Here is a 24,898-nt window from a genome sequence, read left to right as displayed (position 1 = left end):
TTCGGACCAACTCGGTAACTGTGAGTCAGTTCACTACGAGATAGACAGTACTACTGATTTTGTACAAGCGATAGACAAATGGACAACTTTGTACATCACTCGATTTCGCCGCGTTCGCGCTTCCCGATCATCGAATGCTGCCTGCTGTAGGCGAAATAGATGACAACTCCGACAGCCATCCAGACCACGAACCTCATCCAGGTCTCCACCGACAGGTTGAACATCAGCCACAGACACGCGAGGACAGCCAGAATCGGGACCAGAGGGACCAGTGGCACCCGGAACCCGCGCGGAAGGTCCGGTCGCGTCCGCCGAAGCACGAGAACCCCGATCGAGACGAGAACGAACGCGAACAGTGTGCCGATGTTCACCATTTCCTCGAGGGTGCCGATCGGAAAGACTCCGGCGAGCACCGCGACCACGACGCCGACCAAGATCGTGATCCGCACGGGAGTTCCGTGCTTGCCCGTCGGCGCCAGCCGTCGTGGCATCAGACCGTCGCGGGCCATCGCGAAGAGCACCCTGGTCTGACCGAGCATCAGCACCATCACCACCGTCGTGAGACCGGCCAACGCTCCGAACGAGATGACGTTCTTCGCCCAGGTGATGTCGTGGAACGCGAATGCCGTCGCCAGGTTGGACGTATCACCCTCGAGTTCGGTGTATTTCACCATCCCCGTCAGCACGAGTGTCACCGCCACGTACAGAACCGTGACGATCAACAGTGAGCCCAGGATGCCTCGCGGCAGCGCCTTCTGCGGCTCCTTCGCTTCCTCAGCAGTCGTGGCGACGACGTCGAATCCGATGAACGCGAAGAACACCAGACTGGCCGCCGCGAGCAATCCGTACCACCCGAACGTGCTGCCACCGGCCCCCGTCACGTACGAGAACAGCGACTGGTGAATGCCCTCCCCCGTCGAGCCCGGTTGGGACGGCGGAATGTACGGCGAGTAATTGTCGGTGTCGATGTAGAACAGACCGACGATGATCACCAGCAACACCACCGCCACCTTGATCGCCGTGATCACCAGTGACACCCTCGACGAGAGTTTCGTACCGGTCGCGAGAAGGATCGTGATGACAGCGATCACCAGCACCGCACCCCAGTCGAACGAGATCGGCCCCAACTCGACGATCGGGCTGCGTGAGCCCATCACTTCACCGAGGTACAGCGACCAGCCTTTTGCCACCACCGAAGACGCCAGGGCGAATTCGAGGATGAGATCCCAGCCGATGATCCAGGCAACGAATTCGCCGAACGTCGCGTACGAGAACGTGTATGCGCTACCGGCGACCGGGACCGTCGACGCGAACTCGGCGTAACACAGCGCTGCCAGTCCGCAGGCGATGGCGGCAATGACAAACGCCAGGGAAACCGACGGCCCGGCGACGTTTCCCGCCGTCCGCGCCGTGAGCGTGAAGATGCCGGCGCCGATGACCACCGCGACGCCGAACACCGTGAGATCCCACGAGTTCAGCTCTTTCCGGAGTTTGGTTTCCGGCTCGTCGGTGTCCTTGATGGACTGCTCGATCGATTTGGTTCGAAACAGCTTCGACCGGCCGGATCCGGCCTGCTCGTCCTTGACAGCCATTGCCGCCTCCTTGCTGGGGACCCGCAGGTCCCACCATGGGCAAGTAGAGAGATGGCATCAGCCTAAGCCCGCAGGCGCGGCTTTGTTCAGGGTTTGTCGGGAGCCTGTAGATCTGTCTCAGGGCGGTCGGAACCAGGTCGATCCGCGCTGAGACGATCGAGGTCCGGCTCGAGGTAGATCACCCGCGCCGCAGGCACTGCAGCGCGCACGCGGGACTCGGCCTCGTCGATCGCCGTCGCCACATCGGAGATCGTCGAGCCGAGTGGTACCGCAACCTTGGCCGCAACGAGGATTTCCTCGGGACCGAGGTACTGCGTCTTGCAATGGATGACACGTTCGATGCGAGTTCCGTCCACGAGGGCATTCAGGATCAGTTCGGTCTCGACCGGCGTTGCGCCCTCACCGATCAGCAATGACTGCATCTCGATGATCAGAATGACCGCGATGATGCCGAGCAGGACACCGATGCACAGGGTTCCGATACCGTCGAACACCGGATTTCCGGTCACCATCGTGAGGCCGACGCCGCCGAGTGCAAGCACCAGACCGATCAGTGCTCCGGTGTCCTCGAGCAGCACTACCGGAAGTTCCGGACTACGAGAGGTTCGGATGAAGTTCCACCACGACGCATTTCCCTTGAGCGGTCGTGATTCCTTCGCTGCGGTCCGGAAGCTGTAGCCCTCCAGGCAGATCGCGATCAACAGGATCGCGATTGCCACGAAAGCCGAATTGAGTTCTTCCGGATGCTGAATCTTGTGAATACCTTCGTAGATCGCGAAGAGCGATCCGAGAGTGAACAGCACGAGCGCGACGACAAACGAGTAGAAGTATCGGCTGCGCCCGTATCCGAACGGGTGAAGTTGGTCCGCCTCGCGTTCGGCCTTCTTCTGCCCCAGGAGTAGCAGTCCTTGATTGGACGTGTCGGCCACCGAGTGCACCGATTCGGCGAGCATCGACGACGATCCGGTGATCAAGAATCCGGCGAACTTGGCTACGGCAATTCCGGCATTCGCTCCGAGTGCCGCCAGAATTGCCTTTTTGCCACCATGAGCCGACACAATGTCTCCTCGCTGTCGACCGGGATTCTTATCGTCCGAGATGTTCATCGACCGACGACGGCACTGAAAACCTGCGCAGTCGGTGTTCGCGCACTCAGGTGTACTTCGGGCTCTTCGGCAGCGATCCACGCCGCTCGCCCCCGGTCGAGGTCGAGCGTGTCGGCACCGCACGTCGCAGTGACCGCACCCTCGGTGCAGATCAGAATCCGGGGGCCGCCGGCTTCGACAACGAGGTCGGTGGAATTCGAGTCGAACTCCAGACGCGTCAAACGAAACTCGGGTGCGGGCGTGACGTACTCGTATCTACCTGATCCTGACCGACCTGATGACGGGGCCGGATCGAGCACTTCGATATCGGCCCCGACGAAGTCCAGAACCCTCAACAGTTCGGGCACGTCGACGTGCTTGGGCGTCAGCCCACCGCGCAGAACGTTGTCGGAGTTGGCCATGATCTCGACCGCGAGTCCATGGAGATACGCGTGGAGATTGCCGGCAGCGAGAAAGAGTCCTTGGCCGGGCTCGAGGGTGACGCGGTTGAGCAGCAGTGCCGCCAGAACGCCGGCGTCGCCGGGGTACGCCTCACTCAATTCCAACGCGGTGCGGATCTCGGTCACGAATTCGGCGTCGTGATGCGCGACGTAGGTGATGCACCCCGCAAGTACGGCAGGGAGCAACGTCCCGAGCACTGTGGACGGCAGCGTGATCCACGTCGTGAACAAGGCTCGGAGTCCGTCGGAATCGGGTTGGCCTTCGAGCAGTCCGATGTACGGCTCCAACTCGTCCACGGCCAGAGCGCGCAGCAGTTTGACAGTTCGCGTCGGCTCGCGGAATCCGGCAAGCGCTTCGAATCTGCTCAGCGCGACAACGAGTTCAGGCTTGTGGCTGCCGTCCTTGTAGTTGCGAATCGGCGATTCCATGGGAACGCCGAGTGCGTTCTCACGACGAAAACCCTCTTCGGCTTGAACGGCGCTGGGATGCGCCTGAAGTGACAGCGGTTCTTCCGCCGCAAGCAGCTTGAGCAGGAATGGGAGTCGCTCACCGAACGCCTCGAGGTTCTCGCGGCCGAGTTCGCGTTCGGGTTCGCGGTGCAGGACCTCGAGCAACGACTCGCTTCCGGATTCGGTGATCACGCGCGCCGGGTCACCCGGATGCGCACCCAACCACAATTCCGCCTCGGGATGATTCGACGGAGTCGCAAGACCGCGTAGTTCGGCAATTGCCGTTCGCGAGCCCCACGCGTAAGAACGAAGTGCACCTTCGAGTTCACGCACTTACTTCGCACCGCCTGTCAACTGCACGTACGCCGCGGCCATGTCTACTCGAGACGCCAACACGAATACCTGCTCCATCTCCGAGATCACCACGTTGGTCTGGTCTTCGTCCGCCGCCACCACCAGATCGGCGTCGGCCAGCGCGTCCATCCGGCGTCTCGCCTCCCCTCGCGTGGATTCGGTCGCGAAGACGAATGCCCGCGCCGGCGGGGTCGGCAGTGCGCCGTCGAGTTGCGGATCGTGAAAGAACGGGTCGTGGAACACCGAATCACGTGAAGCTGCGTCCGGCGCGAACAACGCCCGCGCAGAACGAATCACCTCGGACAGTTCGGCGGCAGCGGCGTTCAGGCCCGAGCCCATCAGCGAAACACTCGAGAACTCTGCGAGTGCTGTTGTCACGGAACCACTTCCACACAGAACAACCCGTCGGCCGCTCATTCTGGTGGCCAACGACTTGGCCGGGTTGTGGAACACCTCGTTGGCCGGCCCGTCCCGCAGCGCCTCGGCATCAACTGCGTCGGCGATTCGACCGAGTACCGCCGAACGGTCCTCGATCGATCCCTTGCCGTCGATTTCGGCGGCAACGGCCAGGAAGACGGCGAGGAACCGCGTCATCGTGTGCCGCGGCGAGGCGTAGAGCCGCGGCGGCAAAGCCATGGTGCGCCCGGCCGCCACGGCTCGCATGGGCCCCTCGTCGGGAACGGCGACAACAACTTCGGCGCCGCGGCGTACGGCACTGTCGACGGATTCGACCAGGCGTGGATCACCGGCATCGTCACCAGCGACGACGATCACGTCCAACGGCCCGGCCCACGAGGGCGTCCGGTCGAGTACGACGAGCGGGCAACCGACCGAATCTCCGACGAGAGCGAGCGCGATCCTGGCTCCGTGTCGAGCGCCACCGGCACCGGGGATCAGTACGACGCTGCGCGGACGCAGACCGGCCAACCGAGAGATGACACCCTCGCCGACGGCCGATGCGGTGGCCCGAATCTGTGCGCCCCCCATGGCCACAGAACGCAGTAGCCCTTCCGAATCGGCAGCCGACAAACCGTCGCTGTCGTCGAGGTCGAGAAGCGGCATCGGCGCTGTCATCTCACCGCACCCCCTTCTCCGTTAGCAGTTCCCGCACCATCCAGCATTCCAGCTCTACGCGGTCCGTGGTGGCAAAGCACTCGTTCCCGAGTCCGTCGTCCCCGAGATAGTCCCCCAACTATCCCAGGGCTTCGGCTCACCGACAAACCGATCAGACTCGGATTCAAGCCCGGACGATCGCCAGAATTTCGTTCACCAACGCGTCGACATCGGCGGACGTGGGCGCTTCGACGTTGAGTCGCAGCAAAGGCTCGGTGTTGGACGCACGCAAGTTGAACCAGGCATTCCCCTCGAGACTGACCGTGACACCGTCGAGGCGATCCACCGACTCGGTGCGGTCCGCAAATGCTGCCAGCACAGCGGCCGTGCGATCGGCCGCGTCAGCCACCGTGGAGTTGATCTCGCCCGAGGCCGCGTAGCGGGTGTACTCCGCCATCAACTCGGAGAGCGGACGGTCCTGCTCGCCCAGTGCGGCGAGTACGTGCAACGCCGCAAGCATGCCGGAATCAGCGCCCCAGAAATCGCGGAAGTAGTAGTGAGCGGAGTGCTCGCCGCCGAACACGGCACCGGTCTCGGCCATCTCCTGCTTGATGAACGAGTGGCCGACTCGGGTACGAATCGCGACGCCGCCGAGTTCTTCGACCAGTTCGGGCACTGCTCGTGACGTGATCAGGTTGTGGATGATCGACGCGCCCGGTTCCTTCGCGAGTTCGCGCTTGGCGACAAGTGCGGTCACCGCGGACGGAGAGACTGGGTCGCCCTTCTCGTCGACGACGAAGCAACGGTCCGCGTCACCGTCGAAAGCCAAGCCGATGTCTGCTCCGGTTTCACGCACGTAGGCCTGCAGGTCCACGAGGTTGGCCGGATCGAGGGGGTTGGCTTCGTGGTTGGGGAACGTGCCGTCGAGCTCGAAGTAGAGCGGGAGGACGTCGAGGGGCATCGGCCCGAATACAGCCGGCGCGGTGTGCCCTCCCATGCCGTTGCCTGCATCGACTGCAACCTTCAGCGGGCGCAACGCAGCCAGGTCGACCAGACCGCGGAGGTAGCTCGCATATTCCTCGAGGACGTCCTTCGTGCTGGCGGTGCCTGCCGGTCCGTCGTACGCGGGAACACCCGAGACGACCTCGGCGGAGATGACTGCCAGGCCGGTGTCCTGACCGACCGGCTTGGCGCCGGCCCGGCACATCTTGATGCCGTTGTACTTGGCGGGATTGTGGCTCGCCGTGAACATCGCGCCCGGGCAGTTCAGCAAACCGGATGCAAAGTAGAGCTCGTCGGTCGAGGCCAACCCGATGTAAACGACGTCGAGGCCTTGCGCGAGCACGCCGTCACCGAAAGCCGAGGACAAAGTGGGCGACGATGCACGCATGTCGTAGCCGATCACCACCGTCGTGGCGGCGCCGGCCTCGTCACGGACCAAGCGGGCGAACGACGCACCGACGTCGCGGACAAAATCTTCGTCGATCTGCTCACCGACCACACCGCGCACGTCGTACGCCTTGATGATTGCAGCAACCGACTCGGCTGTTCGCCCCACTGAAAACTCTCCTTGTGCATGCACCCTCACAGACGGGAACGTCCGGGCGCATGGCGTCCGGAGATTCGCAGTACTCGGGTGTGGAAGTACTCGGTCGAGCCTAGCCTCTGCGGCGACGAATCTCGCGTCAGTTGGACGGGTCGGGCAGAACGCGGAGGTGTCCACGACGCCCTGTACGGGCAGTACTCGGAGCTGCGGGACGTATGTCCTCATCTGCATCGACGTTGGACTTGCTGCGATCTCCGAGACCGGCTTCACGCACAGCTTCGGCCAAAGCGGTCAGATCGTCTTCGTCGGGAGTGCTCGACGCGAATCCGCCTTCGTGGCGGACGAGTTCCCAGCCCTTGGGGGCAGTGATTCGAGAGCCGTGAGTGTCACACAAATCCCATGAATGGGGCTCGGCGACGGTCGCCAGCGGCCCGACAACCGCAGTGGAGTCCGAGTAGACATACGTCAGCGTCGCGACGGCGGGGTTCTTGCACCCGGGGCGGCAGCAGCGACGCAGAGATCTCACAGGTACGGAGCCTAGCCCTCCCCACGTCCGGAACCTACTCGGACACACCGAGCAGTTTCTTCTGTCGTAATCTGGGCGCCATGCCACAAGCCCGCCGCCGACGCTCGGTCACCACTCGTTCCATCGAACGACACGGCCGTGGCCTGCGCGGACCGCTACTTCCCCCGGAGGTACCGGCCAGACGCACCCGGGCCGAGAAGTTCGATCTCCTGGTGCTCGACGCCTTCTCGCCCGTCGACCTGGCGTGGCACGACCGGTTGACGAAACTCGACATCGCAGTGGACGAAGTACCGAAGATTCACGCACATGATCCGGAGTCCGTCACGTGGCCGCCGGAGGTCATCGCCGACGGACCGGTTCCACTGTCACGACTGATTCCGGCCGGAATCGACCGTCACGGAAATACGACTCGCGCAAGAATTGTGCTCTTTCGCCGCCCGTTGGAGCAGCGCGCGAAGGATCCGGAAGAACTCACGGATCTGGTGCACGACGTGTTGGTCCATCAAGTCGGCACGTATCTGGGCGTCGACCCACAGGTCATCGACCCGACACTGCCCGACGAGGACTGATTGCCCGACCAGGACTGATACTGCCCGACGAGGACTGACGCACCGTCAGACGAAAAAACTGATGTCACACGAAGAAGTAAATCCACACGAAGAACAAAACAGTCGTTGCTTGACCTGCAATTCCCCGTTGCAGGTCAGACTTTCGAAGACCGCCCGTCAGCCCCGACGCTGACAGAACCGATTCAGCAGCAGATCAGATGATCCCCCGCTTGAGTCGCCGACGCTCGCGCTCGGACAACCCTCCCCAGATTCCAAACCGTTCGTCGTTCGCGAGCGCGTACTCGAGGCACTCGTCACGAACTTCACAACCGAGGCAGATCCGTTTTGCTTCCCTCGTCGATCCACCCTTTTCAGGAAAGAACGCTTCGGGATCGGTCTGCGCGCAGAGAGCACGCTCCTGCCACTGATCCTCGATGGTGTCGAACAATTCTTCGAAGCCGGTGACGAGACTCAGCACTGGCCGAGTACTCATACCGTCGAACTCACTGCTGCAGGCACCTTCTGCTGCGCCTGCTCGGGAATCGGTCTGCGGTTCGTCGCTTACTGTCATTGCGAGAGAACTGATCTCGACATTTTCATTGGGCATCGTTCCGCCTCCTCACCTGTAATAGCGCAGAATTTTCACTCCATCTTCAACCCCACCCCGTCGACCGTTCGAAACTGTGTTCGAAACCGGCCCCGCTGCAAGTGAACTCACAAGTAGCGGTTGGAATGACACATTTGAGATTACACACGTCCAGCGTGTCGCGGTCAAGCTAAACGAGATGAATCCATTAGTATTCCGGCCCCCAATTGACGGGACCTTCTGCCCGCCAGACACGACGACGCGCCGACCGCCTAGGCTCTGTTGTCGTGAACGTGACTGTATTGGTTGGCGGCGTCGGCGGGGCCCGTTTCCTTCAAGGTGTGCAAAATGCGCTCGGAATCGTCGGTGGTGAATCCCTCGAGAAATACGAAGGCCCACATCGCATCACGGCCGTCGTCAACGTCGGCGACGACGTCTGGATGCACGGTCTGCGCATCTGCCCCGATCTGGACACTTGTATGTACACACTCGGCGGTGGCATCGATACCGAACGCGGGTGGGGGCACGCCGGTGAAACCTGGAATGCGAAAGAAGAACTCGCGGCATACGGAGCGAAGCCGGATTGGTTCGGCCTCGGAGATCGCGATATCGCAACGCATTTGATTCGCAGCCAGATGCTCCGCACGGGATATCCGTTGTCCGCGATCACCGAAGCTTTGTGCAATCGCTGGAATCCCGGTGTCGCACTGCTTCCCGTCAGCGACGACCGCAGCGAAACACACGTCGTGATCACCGATCCGGAAGACGGTGAGCAGAAGGCGATTCATTTCCAGGAGTGGTGGGTACGCCACAGGGCACAGGTGGAAACTCACAGCTTCGCTCACGTCGGCGCCGAGCAGGCCAAGCCCGCGCCAGGGGTGGTCGAGGCAATCGACGGTGCCGACATCGTGCTGATCGCACCCTCCAATCCCGTCGTGAGCGTCGGCGCGATCCTCGCGGTGCCGGGCATTCGCGGAGCCCTGCGCACCACCGCCGCCAAGGTTGTCGGCCTCTCCCCTGTCATCGGCGGAAAACCGTTGCGCGGCATGGCTGACGAGTGCCTCGAAGTGATCGGGGTCGAGACGACTTCCGAGGCGATCGGTCGTCACTACGGAGCTCGTTCGATCAACGGCATTCTCGACGGCTGGCTCGTCGACGAAGGTGACACGGCCGACATCGACGGGGTGGACGTGCGAAGCATCCCACTTTTGATGACGTCCCCCGAAGAGACCGCAAAAATGGTTCGAACGGCTTTCGAGATCGCCGGAGTCGAACTGTGACCGAACCCGGAACCGAAGCAAGCCGCGACAGAAATCACTCTCCCGGCGATCACTCCCCCGGTGCCGCAATCGAAGTCATTCCCGTGCTCGGGCTTCCCGAATTCCGGCCGGGAGACGATCTGGCCGCCGCCGTCGTCGACGCGACGCCGTGGATCGAAAGTGGCGACGTCGTTGTCGTCACGAGCAAGGTGTTCTCCAAAGTCGAGGGGCGCATCGTTTCCTCGCCCACCGATCCGGAAGAGCGCGACGCAGCACGACGCCTCCTGGTGGATCAGGAGGCCGTCCGCGTCGTGGCACGCAAGGGCCGCACTCTGATCACCGAGAACAAACTCGGCATCGTGCAGGCCGCATCCGGCATCGACGGCTCCAACGTCGACGGTGCCGAACTGGCTCTGCTCCCCGTGGATCCGGATGCGAGTGCTGCGGGCCTGCGCGCCCGGATTCTCGAGAGCACGGGCAAGTCCGTCGCCGTCGTCGTGACCGACACGATGGGTCGTGCGTGGCGCAATGGGCAGACTGACGCCGCAATCGGTTCCTCCGGCATTCCGGTCCTGCACGGCTACCTCGGAGCACAGGACAGTCAGGGCAACGAACTGATCGTCACCGAGATCGCGATCGCCGACGAGATCGCCGCTGCTGGCGATCTGGTCAAGGGCAAACTCGGCGGCGTTCCCGTCGCCGTCGTGCGAGGACTCCGATTCGAGGACGACGGTTCGAGTGGCCAGGATCTGATTCGCCGCGGCCCGGATGATCTGTTCTGGCTGGGCACCGAGGAGGCTACGGCGATGGGCCGCGGCCAGGCGCTGCTGTTGCGTCGATCGGTCCGACAGTTCGCAAGCGACCCCGTCGACGCGGAGATCATTCGCAACTCGATCGCCGAGGCACTCACCGCGCCCGCACCGCACCACACGAGGCCGGTGCGATTCGTGTGGCTGCGCACCGAGTCCGTCCGCACGGCTCTCCTCGAGAAGATGCGTGAGCAGTGGGCCGCCGATCTTCGCGCCGACGGTCGCAGCGACGAATCCGTCGACGCGCGGATTGCACGCGGAAACATCCTGTTCGACGCCCCCGAGGTCGTCATTCCCTTCTGTGTACCCGACGGCGCACACAGTTACCCGGACCCCCGACGTACCGCCGCGGAGTCCACGATGTTCACGGTCGCCGCCGGAGCGGCCGTGCAGGGACTGCTGGTCTCGCTGGCCACACGCGGTGTGGGAAGCTGCTGGATCGGCTCGACGATCTTCGCCGCCGACCTGGTGCGTCGACACCTCGATCTCCCGGCCGATTGGCAGCCACTCGGCGCGGTCGCAATCGGGCACCCACTCGAACCACTGACTCCGCGCACCGTCTCCGCCCCCGGGGACGCGTTGGTGGAGATGTAGGTCATGTCAGCCGAATCGCTGCACGCCTCGGCCAAGGGCGTCCTGGAGGGCTGGGTGACGCCCTCCGAAGCGGACGAGTCACTGCGGCACACGATGCTCGCGTTCCTCGATTCGGCTCCGGACGGCTGCCTTCGTCGCCACGCACCGGGACACATCACAGCGTCGTCTCTGGTTCTCGACGAGAGTGGCTGCCACGTCCTGCTGACGCTGCATCCCAAGGTGGGCAGGTGGATTCAGCTCGGCGGCCACTGCGAACCCGACGACGAGACGGTGGTCGATGCAGCATTACGGGAGGCTCGTGAGGAGTCCGGAATTCACGACGTTCGGATAGATGCGGACTTACTCTCCGCCCACACACATCCGATCACGTGCTCACTCGGAGTCCCGACCAGACATCTCGATCTACGGTTTCTCGTTGTGGCACCGGATAATTCGCATATCGTCCGGAGCGCAGAGTCCACCGACCTCCGATGGTGGCCGGTGGACGCGCTCCCGCCGACTGCCGAACGCGAGACCATCGACCACCTGGTCGCGCTCGCACATCAACGCAAGAATCAGGACTGAATCGGGGACAGTTCGGGTTGCTTGGCGCTTACGCCGTCCCCCGAGGACGTTCCCTTCACTCGCCGAGCTACCCACGGCACCAAGAACTCTCGTGCCCATTGACGATCCTCGCGACGAGTTTCGGCTTTCGTGAGAACCGGCGCCGGTCCCAGATCGGGCGGGATCAATCCGTGTTCGACACCGAGCACGTCGAGCACACGCGTCGCCATGTTCTCGTGCCCGGCGGGCGACATGTGCAGTCGATCCCAGTCCCACATCCGAAGGTCCTGATATTCGGAGAATCGCCAGAAGTCGACGAGGGTCGCACCATGGCGGTCCGCAACCTCACGAACGAGCTCGTTGTAGATCGCCAGACGTCCGCGGAGCTTGCCGAAGAAGGCGGACCATCCGGTGTCGTACGCGGTGAACATCAGAACCCGGGCGCCGGATGCAGTGAGCCGGCCGATTGCCGAATCGTAGCGGGCGACGACTGCATCGATGTCGAGCTTGGGACGCATCATGTCGTTTCCGCCGGCGTAGATGGTCACCAGATCGGGCTTCAGCGCCAGGGCGGGTTCCAACTGCTCGTCGATGATCGGTCCGAGTAGGCGACCACGAATCGCCAGGTTGGCGTAGCGGAACTCGGGATTGTTCACCGCCAGCTGCTCGGCCACTCGGTCTGCCCACCCGCGCAGACCGTTGGGGAATCGTTCGTCGGCGTCGCCGACGCCCTCGGTGAACGAGTCACCGAGGGCAACGTAGCGGCTCGGAAGAGAAGTCATACCCACCAGTATTCCAGTAGGTCAGCTAACGATCACACATCTGTGCTGAAGCGCACGCCACCGTCCGGCAACGTCACGCCCGGCCACACGCGTGCGCCGCGCAACAATTCACATCGCGCACCGATGTCCGCGCCGTCACCGATGACGGCGTCGCGAACCAGTGCTCGGGGTCCGATACGGACGCCGAATCCGAGGATCGATCGTTCGACCACCGCGCCGGCTTCCACAACCGCGCCGTCGAAGAGAATTGCACCGTCGAGGCGCGCACCTGCGCCGACTTCGGCTCCTCGACCGACGACCGTGCCGCCGATCAGGACGGCACCCGGCGCGATTCCGGCTCCGGGGTGAACGAGGGACTCACCGCGCGGACCTTCGAGAGCGGGCGAAGGAGCGATGCCCCGCACCAGGTCGGCGGAACCACGAACGAAGTCCTCGGGGGTGCCCATGTCCCGCCAGTACGAGGAGTCGACGTGGCCGAACACGCGCTTACCCTCGGCGAGGAGGTTCGGGAACACCTCACGCTCCACCGAGACCGGGCGTCCTTCGGGGATCTGCTCGATGATCTCGCGCTTGAACACGTAGCAACCGGCGTTGATCTGATCCGTCGGCGGATCCTGCGTCTTCTCCAGGAAGGCCGAGACCCGTCCGTCTTCGTCGGTCGGAACACAACCGAATGCACGCGGGTCACCCACGCGAACCAGGTGCAGGGTCACGTCGGCATCCGTCTTCTCGTGGGTCTCGAGAATGCCGTTGAGATCGGTGCCGCCGAGCACGTCACCGTTGAACACCATGACGTTGTCGCCACGCAACTTCGGGAGCACGTTGCGGATTCCGCCACCGGTGCCCAGTGGTTCGGTCTCGAAGACGTAGTCGATCTCGAGCCCCATCTTGGAGCCGTCGCCGAAGTAGTCCTCGAATACCTCTGCCTTGAAAGACGTTCCGAGCACAACGTGCTTGATACCGGCTGCCTCGATCCGGGCGAGCAGATGTGTCAGGAACGGCAGGCCGGCGGTCGGAAGCATCGGCTTGGGTGCCGACAACGTCAGCGGACGCAGCCGAGTGCCCTTGCCGCCTACCAGGATTACGGCGTCGGTCGGATTCTGATCGGACATCATTTTCCCCCGTGGTTCGAAACTGTTGGGTTGTCGGTCGAGTTGTCGGTGCGAGCGCGCTCGCGGACTGCTGAAGCTACGGCGATCTTGGATCGCACAGCGAGGCCACCGCGCAGGGCGAGTCGCAACGGAGCCTGCCACCAGTGCGGATGGCGATCAGCCTGGAACTGGTACGCACTGCGATGATGGGCGGGCAACATCAGTTCCGGATGACGTCCTGCCGCATGGCCTTTGGCATGCGTGACGACAGCCGAGGGGACGAATACGTTGAGCCACCCGGCTTTTCCGAGGCGGTCACCGAAGTCGACGTCCTCCATGTACATGAAGTAACGAGAGTCGAAACCGGAGATGGTGTCGAAGGCGTCGCGTCGTACCAACAGGCACGACCCGGAAAGCCAGCCCACGGCACGCTCGGTGACGGCCTCGTTCTCCTGACGGTAACGAGCAGTCCACGGGTTCTTCGGCCATACCGTACCGAGCAACGCGTGCCCGACGCCCGAGGTGATGTCGGGCACCGTTCGCGCCGACGGATAGACACTGCCGTCCGGTTCGAGGACCTTCGGCCCCAGTGCACCGGCCCTTGGCCACCGATTTGCCGCAGCCACCAATTCGTCGAGTGAACCGGGTGCCCATTGGACGTCCGGGTTGGAAATCACGACGAATTCGATCGACGAATCGATCTCCGCGACAGCCCGATTTATCGCTCCCCCGTACCCGATGTTTCCACCGGTACGAAGCAGACGGACATGCTCGTACTTGGCATCAGCGGCCTCGGGGGCACCATCGGTCGACCCATTGTCGGCCATGATGACCTGGGGTTTTTCTGTCGTCGCCACAGCGAGCGTGCTCAAGAAATTCTCGAGATGCTCGCCTGGCGAGTAGGTCACCGTTACCACGGCCAGCTTGGGACTCACGCCGGTCAGCCTAGCCGTCCGCGGCCACTGCCCCGAACAATGCTCACGCCAGAGCGGCGTGCAGAGCCTCTCGCCACGGACGCAACGGCGTCATTCCCGCGGTAACCCATGCGCGCTCGGACAAGACCGAATATGCCGGGCGCGGGGCGGGGCGTACGAACTCCGCGCTACTGCACGGGCGCACCCGTGCCGGGTCCGCGCCGATCTCCTCGAACACAGCTCGCGCCAACTCGTACCAACTGGCTTGCCCGCTGTTGGTCACGTGGAATGTCGACGCACCCGTGAAGTCCCGCAGCGCGAGTTCGACGATGCCGCCGGCCAGATCGACGCTGTACGTGGGTGACCCGATCTGGTCGTCCACGACGTTCACGAATTCTCGTTCTGCTTCGAGCCTTCGCATCGTGGCCACAAAATCGGTACCGACACCCGAATACACCCACGCGGTACGCACGACGGCCACGTCGGCCCCCGAATCTCGAACAGCGATCTCGCCGTCCAGTTTGGTTCGGCCGTAGACCGTCGCGGGACCGGTCGGGGCATCGACGTCGTAGGGCGTGCTCGCATCGCCCGGAAATACGTAGTCCGTCGAGACGTGGATCAACCGCGAACCGGCACGCGCACACGCTCGCGCGAGATTCAGCGGTCCGATCTCGTTGACCGCCCTCGCTGCCTCCTGGTCTGTCTCGGCAGCATCGACTGCCGTGTACGCAGCGCAGTTGATCACCACCGAATCAGGCGAGACGAACTCGTCGACCGCGCGGCTGTCGGTGATGTCGAGCTCGCGGGAACCGACGGCCGTCACAGTGTGACCCGCCGACGTTGCGAGAGCATCGATACGTGTTCCGAGCTGCCCTCGGGCGCCGGTGAGCAGGATATTCGTCACATGGTTGAGTCTGGCACGCCGCGCCGAGGTACCCGCGGCCGAGCATCGGACCAGTAACCTGAAGGAGTGTCCCACCAGCAACCGCAGCGCCGCGCGCGTCCACGACCTGCGCCGATTCGGACCAAGACGAGCCCGGCTCGCATAGCGGTCGCGGTGCTCTCCGTGCTCGTACTGCTGGTCACCGGGTTCGCGTGGCGGGGTGTGGACTCGTTGAGAAACAGCCTGGCCACTGCCAGCGGCCTCGGCCTCGGTGGGGGCAAGGACGGAGCCATCGACATCTTGATGGTGGGTACCGACAGTCGCACCGACGCACACGGCAACCCGCTCTCGCAAAGCGAGCTCGACTCGTTGCGCGCCGGCGAGGAAGTCGCCTCCAACACCGACACCATCATCTTGATCCGCGTCCCCAACGACGGAAGTTCCGCAACCGCGATCTCGATTCCCCGCGATGCATACGTCAACGTCCCCGGTATCGGTATGTCGAAGATCAACGCCGCGTTCGGTGCCACCAAGGAAACCGAGCGACTGAAGTTGGTCAACAACGGGTCGTCCGACACCGAAGCAGACAAGAAGTCGACGGAAGCCGGCCGAACCGCGCTCATCGGAGCCGTGGCGAATCTGACCGGCATCACCGTCGATCACTACGCCGAAGTCGGTCTACTCGGATTCGTCCTGCTGACCAACGCCGTGGGTGGAGTCGACGTCTGTCTCAATGCGCCGGTCGACGAACCGATGTCCGGAGCCAACTTCGCAGCCGGGAAACAGACACTCGACGGCGCCGACGCGCTGAGCTTCGTGCGACAACGACACGACCTTCCTCGCGGCGACCTGGACCGGATCGTGCGCCAGCAGGTGTTCATGGCTTCTCTCGTCAGCAAGGTACTCAGCGCGAAAACGTTGAGCGATCCCGGAAAGCTCAGTCAGTTGACCTCGGCCGTTCAGCGTTCCGTCGTCATCGACGACGACTGGGACCTCATCGAATTCGCCAAGCAGTTGCAGAATCTGGCCGGCGGCAAGGTGCAATTCGAGACCATCCCCGTTCTCGACATCAACGGCATGACCGATTACGGCGAGTCCATCGTCAAGGTCGATCCCAAGGCCGTCAAGAAATACATCGCCGGACTGGTCGGCGCCGACAGCGAGGACTCGGAGGAGACCTCGGAGGCACCGACCACCGTGAATGCGTCCTCGATCACCGTCGACGTCGCGAACGCCAGTGACATCGCAGGGTTGGCCAGCGGAGTTTCCGAGGCGTTGAGTGCGCTCGGGTACAAACAGGGTCAGGTCGGCAACAACACCGGCGCCGACGTCTCCGAATCGACGGTGTTCGCAAAGTCCGCGGACGACGACGCTGCACTCGCGGTGGCCGAGGCACTCGGGGGCCTGACGGTCAAGGCGGATTCGTCGTTGTCCGCGGGCAAGGTTCGAGTCGTCATTGCCGAGGACTACTCCGGGCCGCAGTCCGCGGACGCGGTATCTCCGTCCGAAGGCGCAGCGACCACGACTGAATCGGCGAGCACCACCGAGACCAGTCCCACCCCCGCACCGCCCGGTCCCCCGATCGATGCAGCCTCCAACGGTCCCCGCTGTGTTAACTGAACGGCTGCGTAAGCTGATGACGTGCCTTCGCCTGTAGACAACCTGACCGACGCCCTCCTCGGACCGATCTTGACTGCCGACCCGGCCGGCCCTCGCGTGACGTACTACGACGATGCCACCGGCGAGCGCATCGAATTGTCTGCGAGCACGCTGGCCAACTGGGCGGCCAAGACCGCGAACATGGTTCGGGACGAGTTCGCCCTCGAGCCCGGCGGCAAGGTCGCCGTGCTGCTGCCCGCACACTGGCAGAGCGTCGCCGTCTTGCTGGGTGTGTGGTGGGCAGGCGGTGAGGTAGTCCTCTCCCCCGACGCCGACGCCGAACTGGCTTTTGTCACCGCCGACCGCCTGGACGACGTTGCGGACGTACCCGAAGTAGCCGCTCTCTCACTCGACGCGTTCGGCAAGGGATTGAGCGATCTTCCGCTCGGCGTCGCCGATTACGCAACGTCCATTCGCGTCCACGGCGATCAGTTCCGCAGCGCCGGAGCCGGTTCGGCGTTGGAAGGCCGGTCAGTAGCGGACACGATCGACGCGGCTCGTGCATCGGCGAAGAACATCGAATTGGCGTCGACGGATCGTGTCCTCTCCAGCCGGACGTGGGACACGGCAGACGACTTGATCGACGGGCTTCTGGCCGTCCTCGCCGCAGGCGCCTCACTCGTGCAGGTGGCCCACCCGGACACGGAAGCTACCGCGCGCCGAGTGGGCACCGAGAAGGTCACAAAGCAGTTCTGAGCGCTAGCTCGCGAGAGCTGTCACCGGTGACACCAGTCCCGCCCGCCGAGCGGGGAGCAGTGACGCGATCACACCGCAGATTCCGCCGATCAACACGATGGCCACCAACTGCACCCACGGCACTGCGCTGAGGGCAACGTCCTCGATCCCGAACACCGATGCGGTACCCGCTACGCCGAACACCATCCCGAACAACACTCCGATCACCGATGCAACTCCTGCCACCAGCAGTGCTTCCCAGATCAACATGGCTCGAATTCCCTTCTTGGTCAATCCGAGTGCGCGGAGCAGTCCGGATTCGCGGCGCCGTTCGAGTACGGACAAGGCCATCGTGTTTCCGACGCCGATCAAGGCGATCAGCACCGCTACCGACAGCAATCCGGCAACCACCATGAGCATGGTGTCGAGGATCGAATCGAGGGCTGAACGCATCTCGGTCATTCCCTGAACATCGCTGCCCGGGGCTTCCTGGCGTGCGAGGTCGGTGATGCGGTCGGTGGCGGCGAGCGCCTGTTCGTCAGTATCCGTATTCAACCTGACCCAGTACGAATCGGTGGTCGGTGCAGTGGCCGCTGCACCCAGATCTCCTCGATCCAGCAGCGCTGGTTGACCTTTCACGCCTTCGATCACGCTGACGTTGACGGCGCCGCGATCCCCTCTCACCGTGGCCGTATCGCCCGCCGAGAGTTTGTACTCGGACAGATCAGCGGGCGAGAGCACGAGCTGACCGGCAGTGGGTACCGAGATCTCGGTACGCAGAACATCTTTCACCCGAGCAGCATCGACGCCGAATCCGGCCAACGAGCCGCGCCCGTCGATCGTCAGTTCGGCCTTGTCCAGACCGCTCACCGCGCCGACTCCGTTGACGGCCGCAATGTCAGTCCCCAAACCGGCGGGCAGGGGCGCGGAGCCGGAGCTGCTCACCATCACGTCGACCGGAAATTGGCTGTCCATTGCTGCAGGTGCAGCTTCCTTGACCGTCGCGATTCCCACGACGAGCGTGCTCGTCAATGCGACTCCGATCAACAGAGCCGTGGCTGTCGCCGAGGTCCGGCGTGGGTTTCTCCCGGCGTTGCCTGCTGCCAGGCTTCCCACCGGACCGATCAGTCTCGCCAACACGCCGCCGGCGGCATTGATCAGTGCAGGCACGATTCGACCGGACAGGGCTGCGATTCCCAGGAACGAGAACAGTCCACCGGCGGTTGCGGCCGGCACCTGCTGATTCGTCACTCCCAGGACCGTCATCGCGATGCCCGCGAGCAGGATCACGACGCCGAGGACCCGGCGCACCACCGACACCTGAACGCTCTCGGGCTTGGATTCCATCGGCTGCAGTGCCGCCAACGGGGACAACTTCGTTGCCGCCCGTCCGGGCGCAGATGCAGCGAGCATCGTCATCACGATGCCGACAGCAAGGCCGACCACGACGGTCACCGGGGTGACGCTCAGTGACGAAAGCGGAACCGGCACATCCGCGGCCGTTGCTACGCGACCGATCGCCCAGGCAAGTCCGACACCGAGTCCGACGCCGATCACCGAGGCGATCACTCCGACCGCCGCGGCTTCACTGCGAATGCTCCGGCGAACCTGCTTGGCCGTGGCGCCGACGCATCGCAGCAACGCGAGTTCCTGAGTGCGCGCGGCGAGCAATACGGCAAACGTATTGGCGATCACCAGCGCGGCAACGACTACGGCGATGGCGCCGAAGGCGAGCAAGACCGTACTGAGGATCTTGGTGCCGCCCATGTATTCTGCTGCGGCGTTGTCCGTGGCTTCTTCTCCGGTCAGCACCGTGGAGTCCGAAGGCAACGCGCTCGAGATCGAATCCACGAGTTGCTGCTGCGAGCGTGAACCGTCACCGGCAACACGGAACTCACGTTCGGCACTGTCGCCGGCCCACGCGCTCACCTGCTCGGCAGTGGTGAATATCTTGATCCCGCCCAGACGTTGCGCCGAACCGGACAGGTCGACCAAGCCGACTACCTCCGCGGTGGGTGCCGCGGCACCGACCGTCGAATCTCGTGCCGTGACAGTGATTCGGGCACCCATCGGTATCCCGGAGTCCGCACTCACCAACACCTGCCCGAGGCCGGTGGGAAGCGACCCCTCCGACACCTTCTCCCAACGCAATTCGGGATTGTCGGCGATCGAGAGCGCATCCCCGTAGGACGCGCCCTTTGCCTCGGAATCGACACGAACATACGTCGACACGTCGTCGGCGACCGCTGAGACGCCCGGCACTGCGCTCAGCACTGCTTCTGTCACTCCTGGACCGGAGGCGACAACATCGGTGGTTTCATATTGCGTCGCAAGTGGTTTTACTCACACTCGCATCAACCGTCGAGCTCAATGTCAAAGTCGCGACGATGTATCCGACTGCGATCACCACGGCGAGTATCGACGCCACATAGCGCCCGGCATGCGCCCGCGCCTGGGCAAAGGCCAGACCCTTCATCGCAGTGCGCCCGAAGCTGCAGGAACATCGGCCAAGTCGTCGGCCCCGAGGGCGCGCATGGCACCGATCACCGAGTCGACGGTGGGATGGTCGATCTCTCCGGCGATACGCCCGTCCGCGATCAACACGACTCGGTCCGCATACGACGCCGCCACCGGATCGTGTGTCACCATGACGACCGTCTGACCGGTCTCCCGGACGCTGGTGCGCAAGAGTCCCAGAACCTCTGTCCCGGAACGGGAATCCAGGTTTCCGGTGGGTTCGTCGGCAAAGATCACGTCGGGCTGAGGCAGGAGTGCGCGGGCGACAGCAACACGCTGCTGTTGACCACCGGACAACTCGTGCGGAAGGTGATCGAGGCGCTGGGACAGTCCTAGCTTGCCGATCACCTCGTCCATCCACTCGGGCGACGGTTCACTGCCTGCCAACTTCATCGGCAGCAGCATGTTCTCCCGAGCAGTGAGCACCGGAAGCAGGTTGAACGCTTGGAAGACGAACCCGATTCGCTCGCGTCGCAGTTCGGTGAGTTCCGTGTCGCCGAGTTTCGTGACCTCGGTGTCGCCCAGGAAAACCTGCCCGCCCGAGACCGTGTCGAGTCCGGCCAGGCAGTGCATGAGCGTCGACTTTCCGGAGCCGGACGGGCCCATGATCGCGGTGAACCGCTCACGGCCGAAGTCCACGTCGACGCCGCCGAGCGCGTGAACCGTGGTCTCACCGGTGCCGTACACCTTGGTGACACCGCGCGCGGTGATCGCCGGCACTTCGGCTGGTTCCGTCGTGGTGTGCGCATGCATTCTTTTGCCCTCCGTAAAGCTTCTCGCTATGACGGAATCGACGTTATTGCAGCGCAAGTGGTCTCCGCGTCGGAGCGCGGGGCGATCTTCGAAACCCCGGTGTCATCCCGGGGTAGGACTGGACACGACTGCTCGTCAGCCCTCGGTACCGAGGAGGTCGGCGCGCTTGACCAAGCCGATCTGGAAAGCGAAGACGACTGCCTGCACACGATCACGTGAATGCGTCTTCGAAAGAACCCGTCCGACATGGGTTTTCACAGTCGTTTCGGAGACGTGGAATTTGGCGGCGATCTCCGAATTCGACAGCCCGTACGCCATGGCCTCGAGCACCTCGACCTCGCGGGGCGTCAACTCTTCGGGCAACTGCGCTTCGGGCGCCGAACCTTCCAGGAGCGGCCCGACGTGCTGAAGAAGTCGCCGGGTGGCCCGGGCCTCGATCACCGCGTCCCCGCGGTGCACGGTGCGGATGGCGTCGAGCAACTGCTCCGGCGGCACGTCCTTGAGCAGGAATCCGCTGGCGCCCGCCCTGATTGCCGACATCACGTACTCGTCGTTGTCGAAGGTGGTGAGCACCACGACCTTCGGTGCATCGGGATCGGCCAGGAGCCGACGGGTCGCCTCGATGCCGTCCATCTTCGGCATCTGGACATCCATAAGGACGACGTCGACATGACGGGTGGCCAATTCGGTCAATGCCTGCTGACCGTCCGAAGCCTCGACCACCACGGACAGATCCGGCTGCGAGTCGATGACCATTCGAAAACCTGCGCGGACCAGCTGCTGATCGTCGATCAGTGCCACTGCAATCGGAGCCACGTGTTCGTCCATGCCACTCACCTTAAGACCTGCAGACGTTTCAAGACCTACCCAGACGTTCGTTCGTAGGGCAGGACAGCCCGGACACTGTATCCACCGCCAGATTTCGGTCCGGCGGTTACTTTGCCTCCGTGCAGTTTGGCGCGCTCGGCCATTCCGATCAGTCCCTGCCCGCCTGGTGACGATTCGACCAACGCTGCGCTGCCACCTCGTCCGTCGTCGGTAATGCCGAGAACGAGTTCGGTTTCAGCCCACGTCATCTCGACGCTCGCCTGTGCTCCTGGTCCGGCATGTTTGAGAACGTTCGTCAGCGATTCCTGGACGATGCGATACGCCGTCAACCCCGCACCTGCCGAGAGTTCGCGTGGTTCGCCGGTCACGCTGACGGCGATGTCGAGCCCACTGCTGCGCAACTCGTGGAACAGACTGTCGATGTCGCCCGCGCCCGGGATCACCGAGAAGTCACGGGGCGTGTCCTCGCGCAGAACCGACAGAAGCGAGCGCATGTCGGTCAGCGCCTGGCGGCCCGTGGAGGCAATGGTTTCGAGTGCCTGAACGGCAGCCTGCGGGTCCTTCGCCGCACTGTAGCGTCCGCCGTCGGCTTGGGCGATGACAACGGTCAACGAATGCGCGACGATGTCGTGCATCTCGCGCGCTATCCTCGACCGCTCGCTGATCGTCGCGATTTCCGCTTCCTGCGCACGCTCGAGTTCGAGCAACCGTGCGCGCTCGGTCAGGCCTTCCAGTTGTTTGGTGCGGACTCGACGCAGATCACCGAACGCCCAGACCGCGAGCATGAAGATCATGACGGCCACGGACTGCATGACCTGCGACGACACCGGAATTCCGTCGTAGCCGAAGTATCGAACAGTCCCGGCAATCGAGCCGAGCAACGCGAGCAGCAGACCGGTGAGTGAACTCCACCGTGCTCCGTAGGCGGCCAGCGCGTACAGGGAGATGGGAACAACGACGGCGGACGCCAGCAGCGTATTGCCGATGAAGATCACGTGCAGTACCGAGAACCCGGCGATCACCATGCCGGAGAGTTCCGGGCGCGAGCGCCGCCACACCAGCGGAACCGTCATGCCCAGCGAGATGAACACCGCCAGCGGACTCGCCTCGACCGCAACGACAACGCTGAACAGTGCGGCAACCGTCGCGATGCAGATGTCCACACCGCGAGCATGATCCGCGCTCCAGCGGACGAAGCGTTCACTAGTCGGAAAACGAGCCATGCCGCCAACAGTAGCTTTGCTCAGGTGCGGTAGCCGCCGTCTTCGAGTCCGGCCTCGATTTCGAATCGGTTCCGCGGCCCGCGATGACGCAGCTCCTCACGCAGATAGAGCAGCCCGAATACGATTCCGTACCTGGCCCACTGGTCTGCGTGGACAGCCTCGTGACGAAGGACGGATCGAGTCGTGTTTCTCCGCGTGAGATACACACCACCGAGAGTTGTTCCACCTCTGGCGAACCCGCCGCGTAGCCCGGAAGCGACAAAGATCCCGGACTCGTCGTCGAAGCTGATGTCCGCGCCGAGAAGCCCGGCGTAGAACAGGGCGACGCGAGTGACGAATGCGGACTGCGCGCTGCCCCGACTCGCTCGGATCAGCGGCAGCCCGCGTCGTGCACACACGAGAAGATCAGCCCAGCAGTTTCTCGCGAAGCGCCTTGTCCTTGTCGAGCACCATCGACTCGAGGCTCTCCTGGAATGCCACCATCCGCTGCTGCAGTGCGGGATCGGAAGCGCCGAGAATCCGAGCGGCCAGCAGACCGGCGTTGCGAGCCCCGCCGATCGACACTGTTGCCACCGGGACACCGGCCGGCATCTGGACGATCGAGAGCAGCGAATCCATACCGTCGAGGTACTTGAGCGGCACCGGAACTCCGATGACGGGCAGCGGCGTTGCCGAGGCAACCATGCCCGGAAGGTGTGCGGCGCCACCGGCACCGGCGATGATGACCTTGATTCCGCGGCCGGCGGCGTCCTTGGCGTAGTCGAGCATCCGCTGAGGCGTACGGTGCGCCGAGACGACTCCGACCTCGAAGCGGATACCGAATTCGGCCAACGCTTCGGCTGCCGCTTCCATGGTCGGCCAATCCGAATCGCTGCCCATGATCAGGCCGACCTGCGCGCTCTCACTCACCGTGTACATCCCATCCGTCGGTCCAAACTGCGTACGAAAGCCAATGTGCTGCCCGCTCGGCGCGTTCCCGAACTGCGGCAACGTAATTCGGATCGTCGATGGATCCGGCGCCGCCCACGATGTTGACGTGCCCGATCTTGCGGTCCTTGCGCTCACCCTTGCCGTACAGGTGGATCTTCGCGTCGGGCATCCGAGCGAACAGGTGATGGACACGCTCGTCCATCGTCATCTCGGGCGCTTCCGGTGCACCCAGAACGTTCGCCATCACGGTGACCGGAGCGATCGGCGAGGTGTCTCCGAGCGGGTAGTCGAGGACCGCGCGCAGATGTTGTTCGAACTGAGAGGTGCGGGCGCCGTCCATCGTCCAGTGACCGGAATTGTGCGGGCGCATCGCCAACTCGTTGACCACGAGAGTGCCGTCCGTCGTCTCGAAGAGTTCGACGGCCATCGAGCCGACGACGCCGAGTTCGGACGCGATGCGCAGCGCCAATTGCTCGGCTTCCTCGGCAACGGCACTCGACAGCTCGGGGGCAGGTGCGATCACGACGGCGCACTGGCCGTTGCGCTGAACGGTCTCGACGACCGGCCACGTAGCACCCTGCCCGAACGGTGACCGCGCAACCATGGCAGACAGTTCCCGACGCATCGAGACCATTTCCTCGACGATCAGTGGAACACCCTTGTTCAGCTGCTCGGTGACAATGGCTTCTGCTTCGTCCTGATCGTCGGTGATCCAGACGCCCCGGCCGTCGTAGCCTCCGCGTGTTGCCTTGATGACAAGCGGCCAACCGTGTTCGGCACCGAAACGCACGACGTCTTCTGCCCACGTCACTTCGGCGTACGCGGGTACGGGTGCGCCCAGTTCGGCAAGTTTGCGACGCATCAGCAGTTTGTCCTGAGCGAAGATCAGAGCGTGCGGCGGAGGCTGAACGTTCACGCCTTCGGCAACCAGAACCTCGAGATGTTCGGTCGGCACGTGCTCGTGGTCGAACGTCAACGCGTTGGAACCGACCGCTGCGCGGCGAAGAGCGTCGAGGTCGGTGTGGCTGCCGAGCACGACGTCGGGGCTGACCTGAGCTGCCGGCTCGTCCGCAGTCCCGGAGAGCACTCGGAGCGTCTGGCCCAGGGCCACCGCCGCCTGGTGAGTCATCCTGGCCAACTGTCCGCCACCGATCATGGTGACGACGGGCATGGATGCTTTTGCCGGTCGAGGGGTGGTCGGGCGGGCGGGGATCTGCGCGGGATCGTTGTTGCCGGT

General features: G+C 63.7%; 24 protein-coding genes. 6 read left to right on the top strand and 18 right to left on the bottom strand.

Features of this window, described 5'->3' with window-relative positions; all coding sequences use genetic code 11:
- Positions 1 to 95: 95 nt before the first annotated feature.
- The 6 genes from V3587_RS16855 to V3587_RS16830 all read right to left on the bottom strand — a co-directional run bounded on the left by V3587_RS16855 (position 96) and on the right by V3587_RS16830 (position 7,067).
- Positions 96 to 1,592 (bottom strand): amino acid permease, encoded by a 1,497-nt coding sequence (locus tag V3587_RS16855; protein WP_124566408.1) that lies wholly within the window; start codon positions 1,590 to 1,592, stop codon positions 96 to 98.
- Between the two features lie 86 nt (positions 1,593 to 1,678).
- Positions 1,679 to 2,650 (bottom strand): cation diffusion facilitator family transporter, encoded by a 972-nt coding sequence (locus V3587_RS16850; protein ID WP_095969279.1) that lies wholly within the window; start codon positions 2,648 to 2,650, stop codon positions 1,679 to 1,681.
- 44 nt (positions 2,651 to 2,694) lie between these two features.
- Positions 2,695 to 3,921 carry a mannose-6-phosphate isomerase, class I gene (gene manA / locus V3587_RS16845; RefSeq protein ID WP_283377000.1) on the bottom strand — a complete coding sequence of 409 codons (1,227 nt, stop codon included), beginning with the start codon at positions 3,919 to 3,921 and terminating at the stop codon, positions 2,695 to 2,697.
- Positions 3,922 to 5,016 (bottom strand): tobH protein, encoded by a 1,095-nt coding sequence (locus V3587_RS16840; protein ID WP_283376999.1) that lies wholly within the window; start codon positions 5,014 to 5,016, stop codon positions 3,922 to 3,924. It lies immediately after the preceding gene.
- 163 nt (positions 5,017 to 5,179) lie between these two features.
- Positions 5,180 to 6,553: a phosphomannomutase/phosphoglucomutase gene (locus V3587_RS16835; RefSeq protein ID WP_003941022.1), complete on the bottom strand. Its 1,374-nt coding sequence runs from the start codon at positions 6,551 to 6,553 to the stop codon at positions 5,180 to 5,182.
- A 127-nt stretch (positions 6,554 to 6,680) separates the two neighbouring features.
- Positions 6,681 to 7,067, bottom strand: a complete 387-nt coding sequence (locus V3587_RS16830) for a DUF3499 domain-containing protein (RefSeq protein WP_007731177.1) — start codon at positions 7,065 to 7,067, stop codon at positions 6,681 to 6,683.
- Between the two features lie 80 nt (positions 7,068 to 7,147).
- Here V3587_RS16830 and V3587_RS16825 point away from each other — a divergent pair, with 80 nt between their 5' ends.
- Entirely contained in the window at positions 7,148 to 7,636 is a 489-nt protein-coding gene (locus V3587_RS16825; protein ID WP_003940797.1) for a metallopeptidase family protein, read from the top strand.
- Positions 7,637 to 7,829: 193 nt separating this feature from the next.
- Here the strand turns inward: V3587_RS16825 and V3587_RS16820 are convergent, their stop codons facing one another.
- Entirely contained in the window at positions 7,830 to 8,108 is a 279-nt protein-coding gene (locus V3587_RS16820; protein ID WP_020907098.1) for a WhiB family transcriptional regulator, read from the bottom strand.
- 380 nt (positions 8,109 to 8,488) lie between these two features.
- Between V3587_RS16820 and cofD the strand changes: the two genes are divergently transcribed.
- From cofD to V3587_RS16805, 3 genes are read left to right on the top strand one after another with little or no spacing between them, the layout of a single operon-like run.
- Positions 8,489 to 9,481: a 2-phospho-L-lactate transferase gene (gene cofD / locus V3587_RS16815; protein WP_095969084.1), complete on the top strand. Its 993-nt coding sequence runs from the start codon at positions 8,489 to 8,491 to the stop codon at positions 9,479 to 9,481.
- Positions 9,478 to 10,863, top strand: a complete 1,386-nt coding sequence (locus V3587_RS16810) for a coenzyme F420-0:L-glutamate ligase (protein ID WP_283376998.1) — start codon at positions 9,478 to 9,480, stop codon at positions 10,861 to 10,863. Before cofD ends, V3587_RS16810 begins: the two co-directional genes overlap by 4 nt.
- A gap of 3 nt (positions 10,864 to 10,866) precedes the next feature.
- Positions 10,867 to 11,427, top strand: a complete 561-nt coding sequence (locus tag V3587_RS16805; protein WP_095969082.1) for an NUDIX hydrolase — start codon at positions 10,867 to 10,869, stop codon at positions 11,425 to 11,427.
- Here the strand turns inward: V3587_RS16805 and V3587_RS16800 are convergent.
- Genes V3587_RS16800 through rfbD form a run of 4 tightly spaced genes read right to left on the bottom strand, consistent with a single transcriptional unit; the run spans position 11,418 to position 15,097 of the window.
- Positions 11,418 to 12,188 carry an SGNH/GDSL hydrolase family protein gene (locus tag V3587_RS16800; RefSeq protein ID WP_124566413.1) on the bottom strand — a complete coding sequence of 257 codons (771 nt, stop codon included), beginning with the start codon at positions 12,186 to 12,188 and terminating at the stop codon, positions 11,418 to 11,420. The two genes, V3587_RS16805 and V3587_RS16800, sit on opposite strands and share 10 nt — an antisense overlap.
- Before the next feature lie 32 nt (positions 12,189 to 12,220).
- A complete protein-coding gene (locus V3587_RS16795) occupies positions 12,221 to 13,303 on the bottom strand; it encodes a sugar phosphate nucleotidyltransferase (RefSeq protein WP_378374021.1) in 1,083 nt (360 codons plus the stop codon).
- Positions 13,300 to 14,214 (bottom strand): glycosyltransferase family 2 protein, encoded by a 915-nt coding sequence (locus V3587_RS16790; protein WP_095969079.1) that lies wholly within the window; start codon positions 14,212 to 14,214, stop codon positions 13,300 to 13,302. Before V3587_RS16790 ends, V3587_RS16795 begins: the two co-directional genes overlap by 4 nt.
- 43 nt (positions 14,215 to 14,257) lie before the next feature.
- A complete protein-coding gene (gene rfbD / locus V3587_RS16785) occupies positions 14,258 to 15,097 on the bottom strand; it encodes a dTDP-4-dehydrorhamnose reductase (RefSeq protein WP_095969078.1) in 840 nt (279 codons plus the stop codon).
- A 66-nt stretch (positions 15,098 to 15,163) separates the two neighbouring features.
- Between rfbD and V3587_RS16780 the strand changes: the two genes are divergently transcribed.
- Entirely contained in the window at positions 15,164 to 16,696 is a 1,533-nt protein-coding gene (locus V3587_RS16780; protein WP_283376997.1) for an LCP family protein, read from the top strand.
- Between the two features lie 21 nt (positions 16,697 to 16,717).
- A complete protein-coding gene (locus tag V3587_RS16775) occupies positions 16,718 to 17,431 on the top strand; it encodes a TIGR03089 family protein (RefSeq protein WP_235171893.1) in 714 nt (237 codons plus the stop codon).
- A gap of 3 nt (positions 17,432 to 17,434) precedes the next feature.
- Here the strand turns inward: V3587_RS16775 and V3587_RS16770 are convergent, their stop codons facing one another.
- The 7 genes from V3587_RS16770 to V3587_RS16740 form a co-directional block, all read right to left on the bottom strand.
- Positions 17,435 to 19,696: an ABC transporter permease gene (locus V3587_RS16770; protein ID WP_283376996.1), complete on the bottom strand. Its 2,262-nt coding sequence runs from the start codon at positions 19,694 to 19,696 to the stop codon at positions 17,435 to 17,437.
- Positions 19,697 to 19,882: 186 nt separating this feature from the next.
- Positions 19,883 to 20,680 carry an ABC transporter ATP-binding protein gene (locus tag V3587_RS16765; RefSeq protein WP_124566417.1) on the bottom strand — a complete coding sequence of 266 codons (798 nt, stop codon included), beginning with the start codon at positions 20,678 to 20,680 and terminating at the stop codon, positions 19,883 to 19,885.
- Between the two features lie 135 nt (positions 20,681 to 20,815).
- Complete coding sequence (locus tag V3587_RS16760) at positions 20,816 to 21,508, bottom strand: response regulator (protein ID WP_283376995.1); 693 nt, start codon at positions 21,506 to 21,508, stop codon at positions 20,816 to 20,818.
- A 35-nt stretch (positions 21,509 to 21,543) separates the two neighbouring features.
- On the bottom strand, positions 21,544 to 22,731 hold the full coding sequence (locus V3587_RS16755; protein WP_095969073.1) for a sensor histidine kinase: 1,188 nt from the start codon (positions 22,729 to 22,731) through the stop codon (positions 21,544 to 21,546).
- A 20-nt stretch (positions 22,732 to 22,751) separates the two neighbouring features.
- Positions 22,752 to 23,129, bottom strand: a complete 378-nt coding sequence (locus V3587_RS16750; RefSeq protein WP_166809777.1) for a hypothetical protein — start codon at positions 23,127 to 23,129, stop codon at positions 22,752 to 22,754.
- A gap of 7 nt (positions 23,130 to 23,136) precedes the next feature.
- Positions 23,137 to 23,649, bottom strand: a complete 513-nt coding sequence (gene purE, locus V3587_RS16745) for a 5-(carboxyamino)imidazole ribonucleotide mutase (protein WP_095969071.1) — start codon at positions 23,647 to 23,649, stop codon at positions 23,137 to 23,139.
- Positions 23,633 to 24,832, bottom strand: a complete 1,200-nt coding sequence (locus V3587_RS16740) for a 5-(carboxyamino)imidazole ribonucleotide synthase (protein ID WP_206029110.1) — start codon at positions 24,830 to 24,832, stop codon at positions 23,633 to 23,635. The genes purE and V3587_RS16740 overlap by 17 nt, the downstream gene beginning before the upstream one ends.
- Positions 24,833 to 24,898 lie beyond the last annotated feature (66 nt).

Source organism: Rhodococcus sp. IEGM 1306, from assembly GCF_036541985.1.
Taxonomy (GTDB): domain Bacteria; phylum Actinomycetota; class Actinomycetes; order Mycobacteriales; family Mycobacteriaceae; genus Rhodococcus_F; species Rhodococcus_F qingshengii.
The sequence above is the reverse complement of the archived record's forward strand: the minus strand, read 5'-3'. Positions and strand labels throughout refer to the sequence as shown.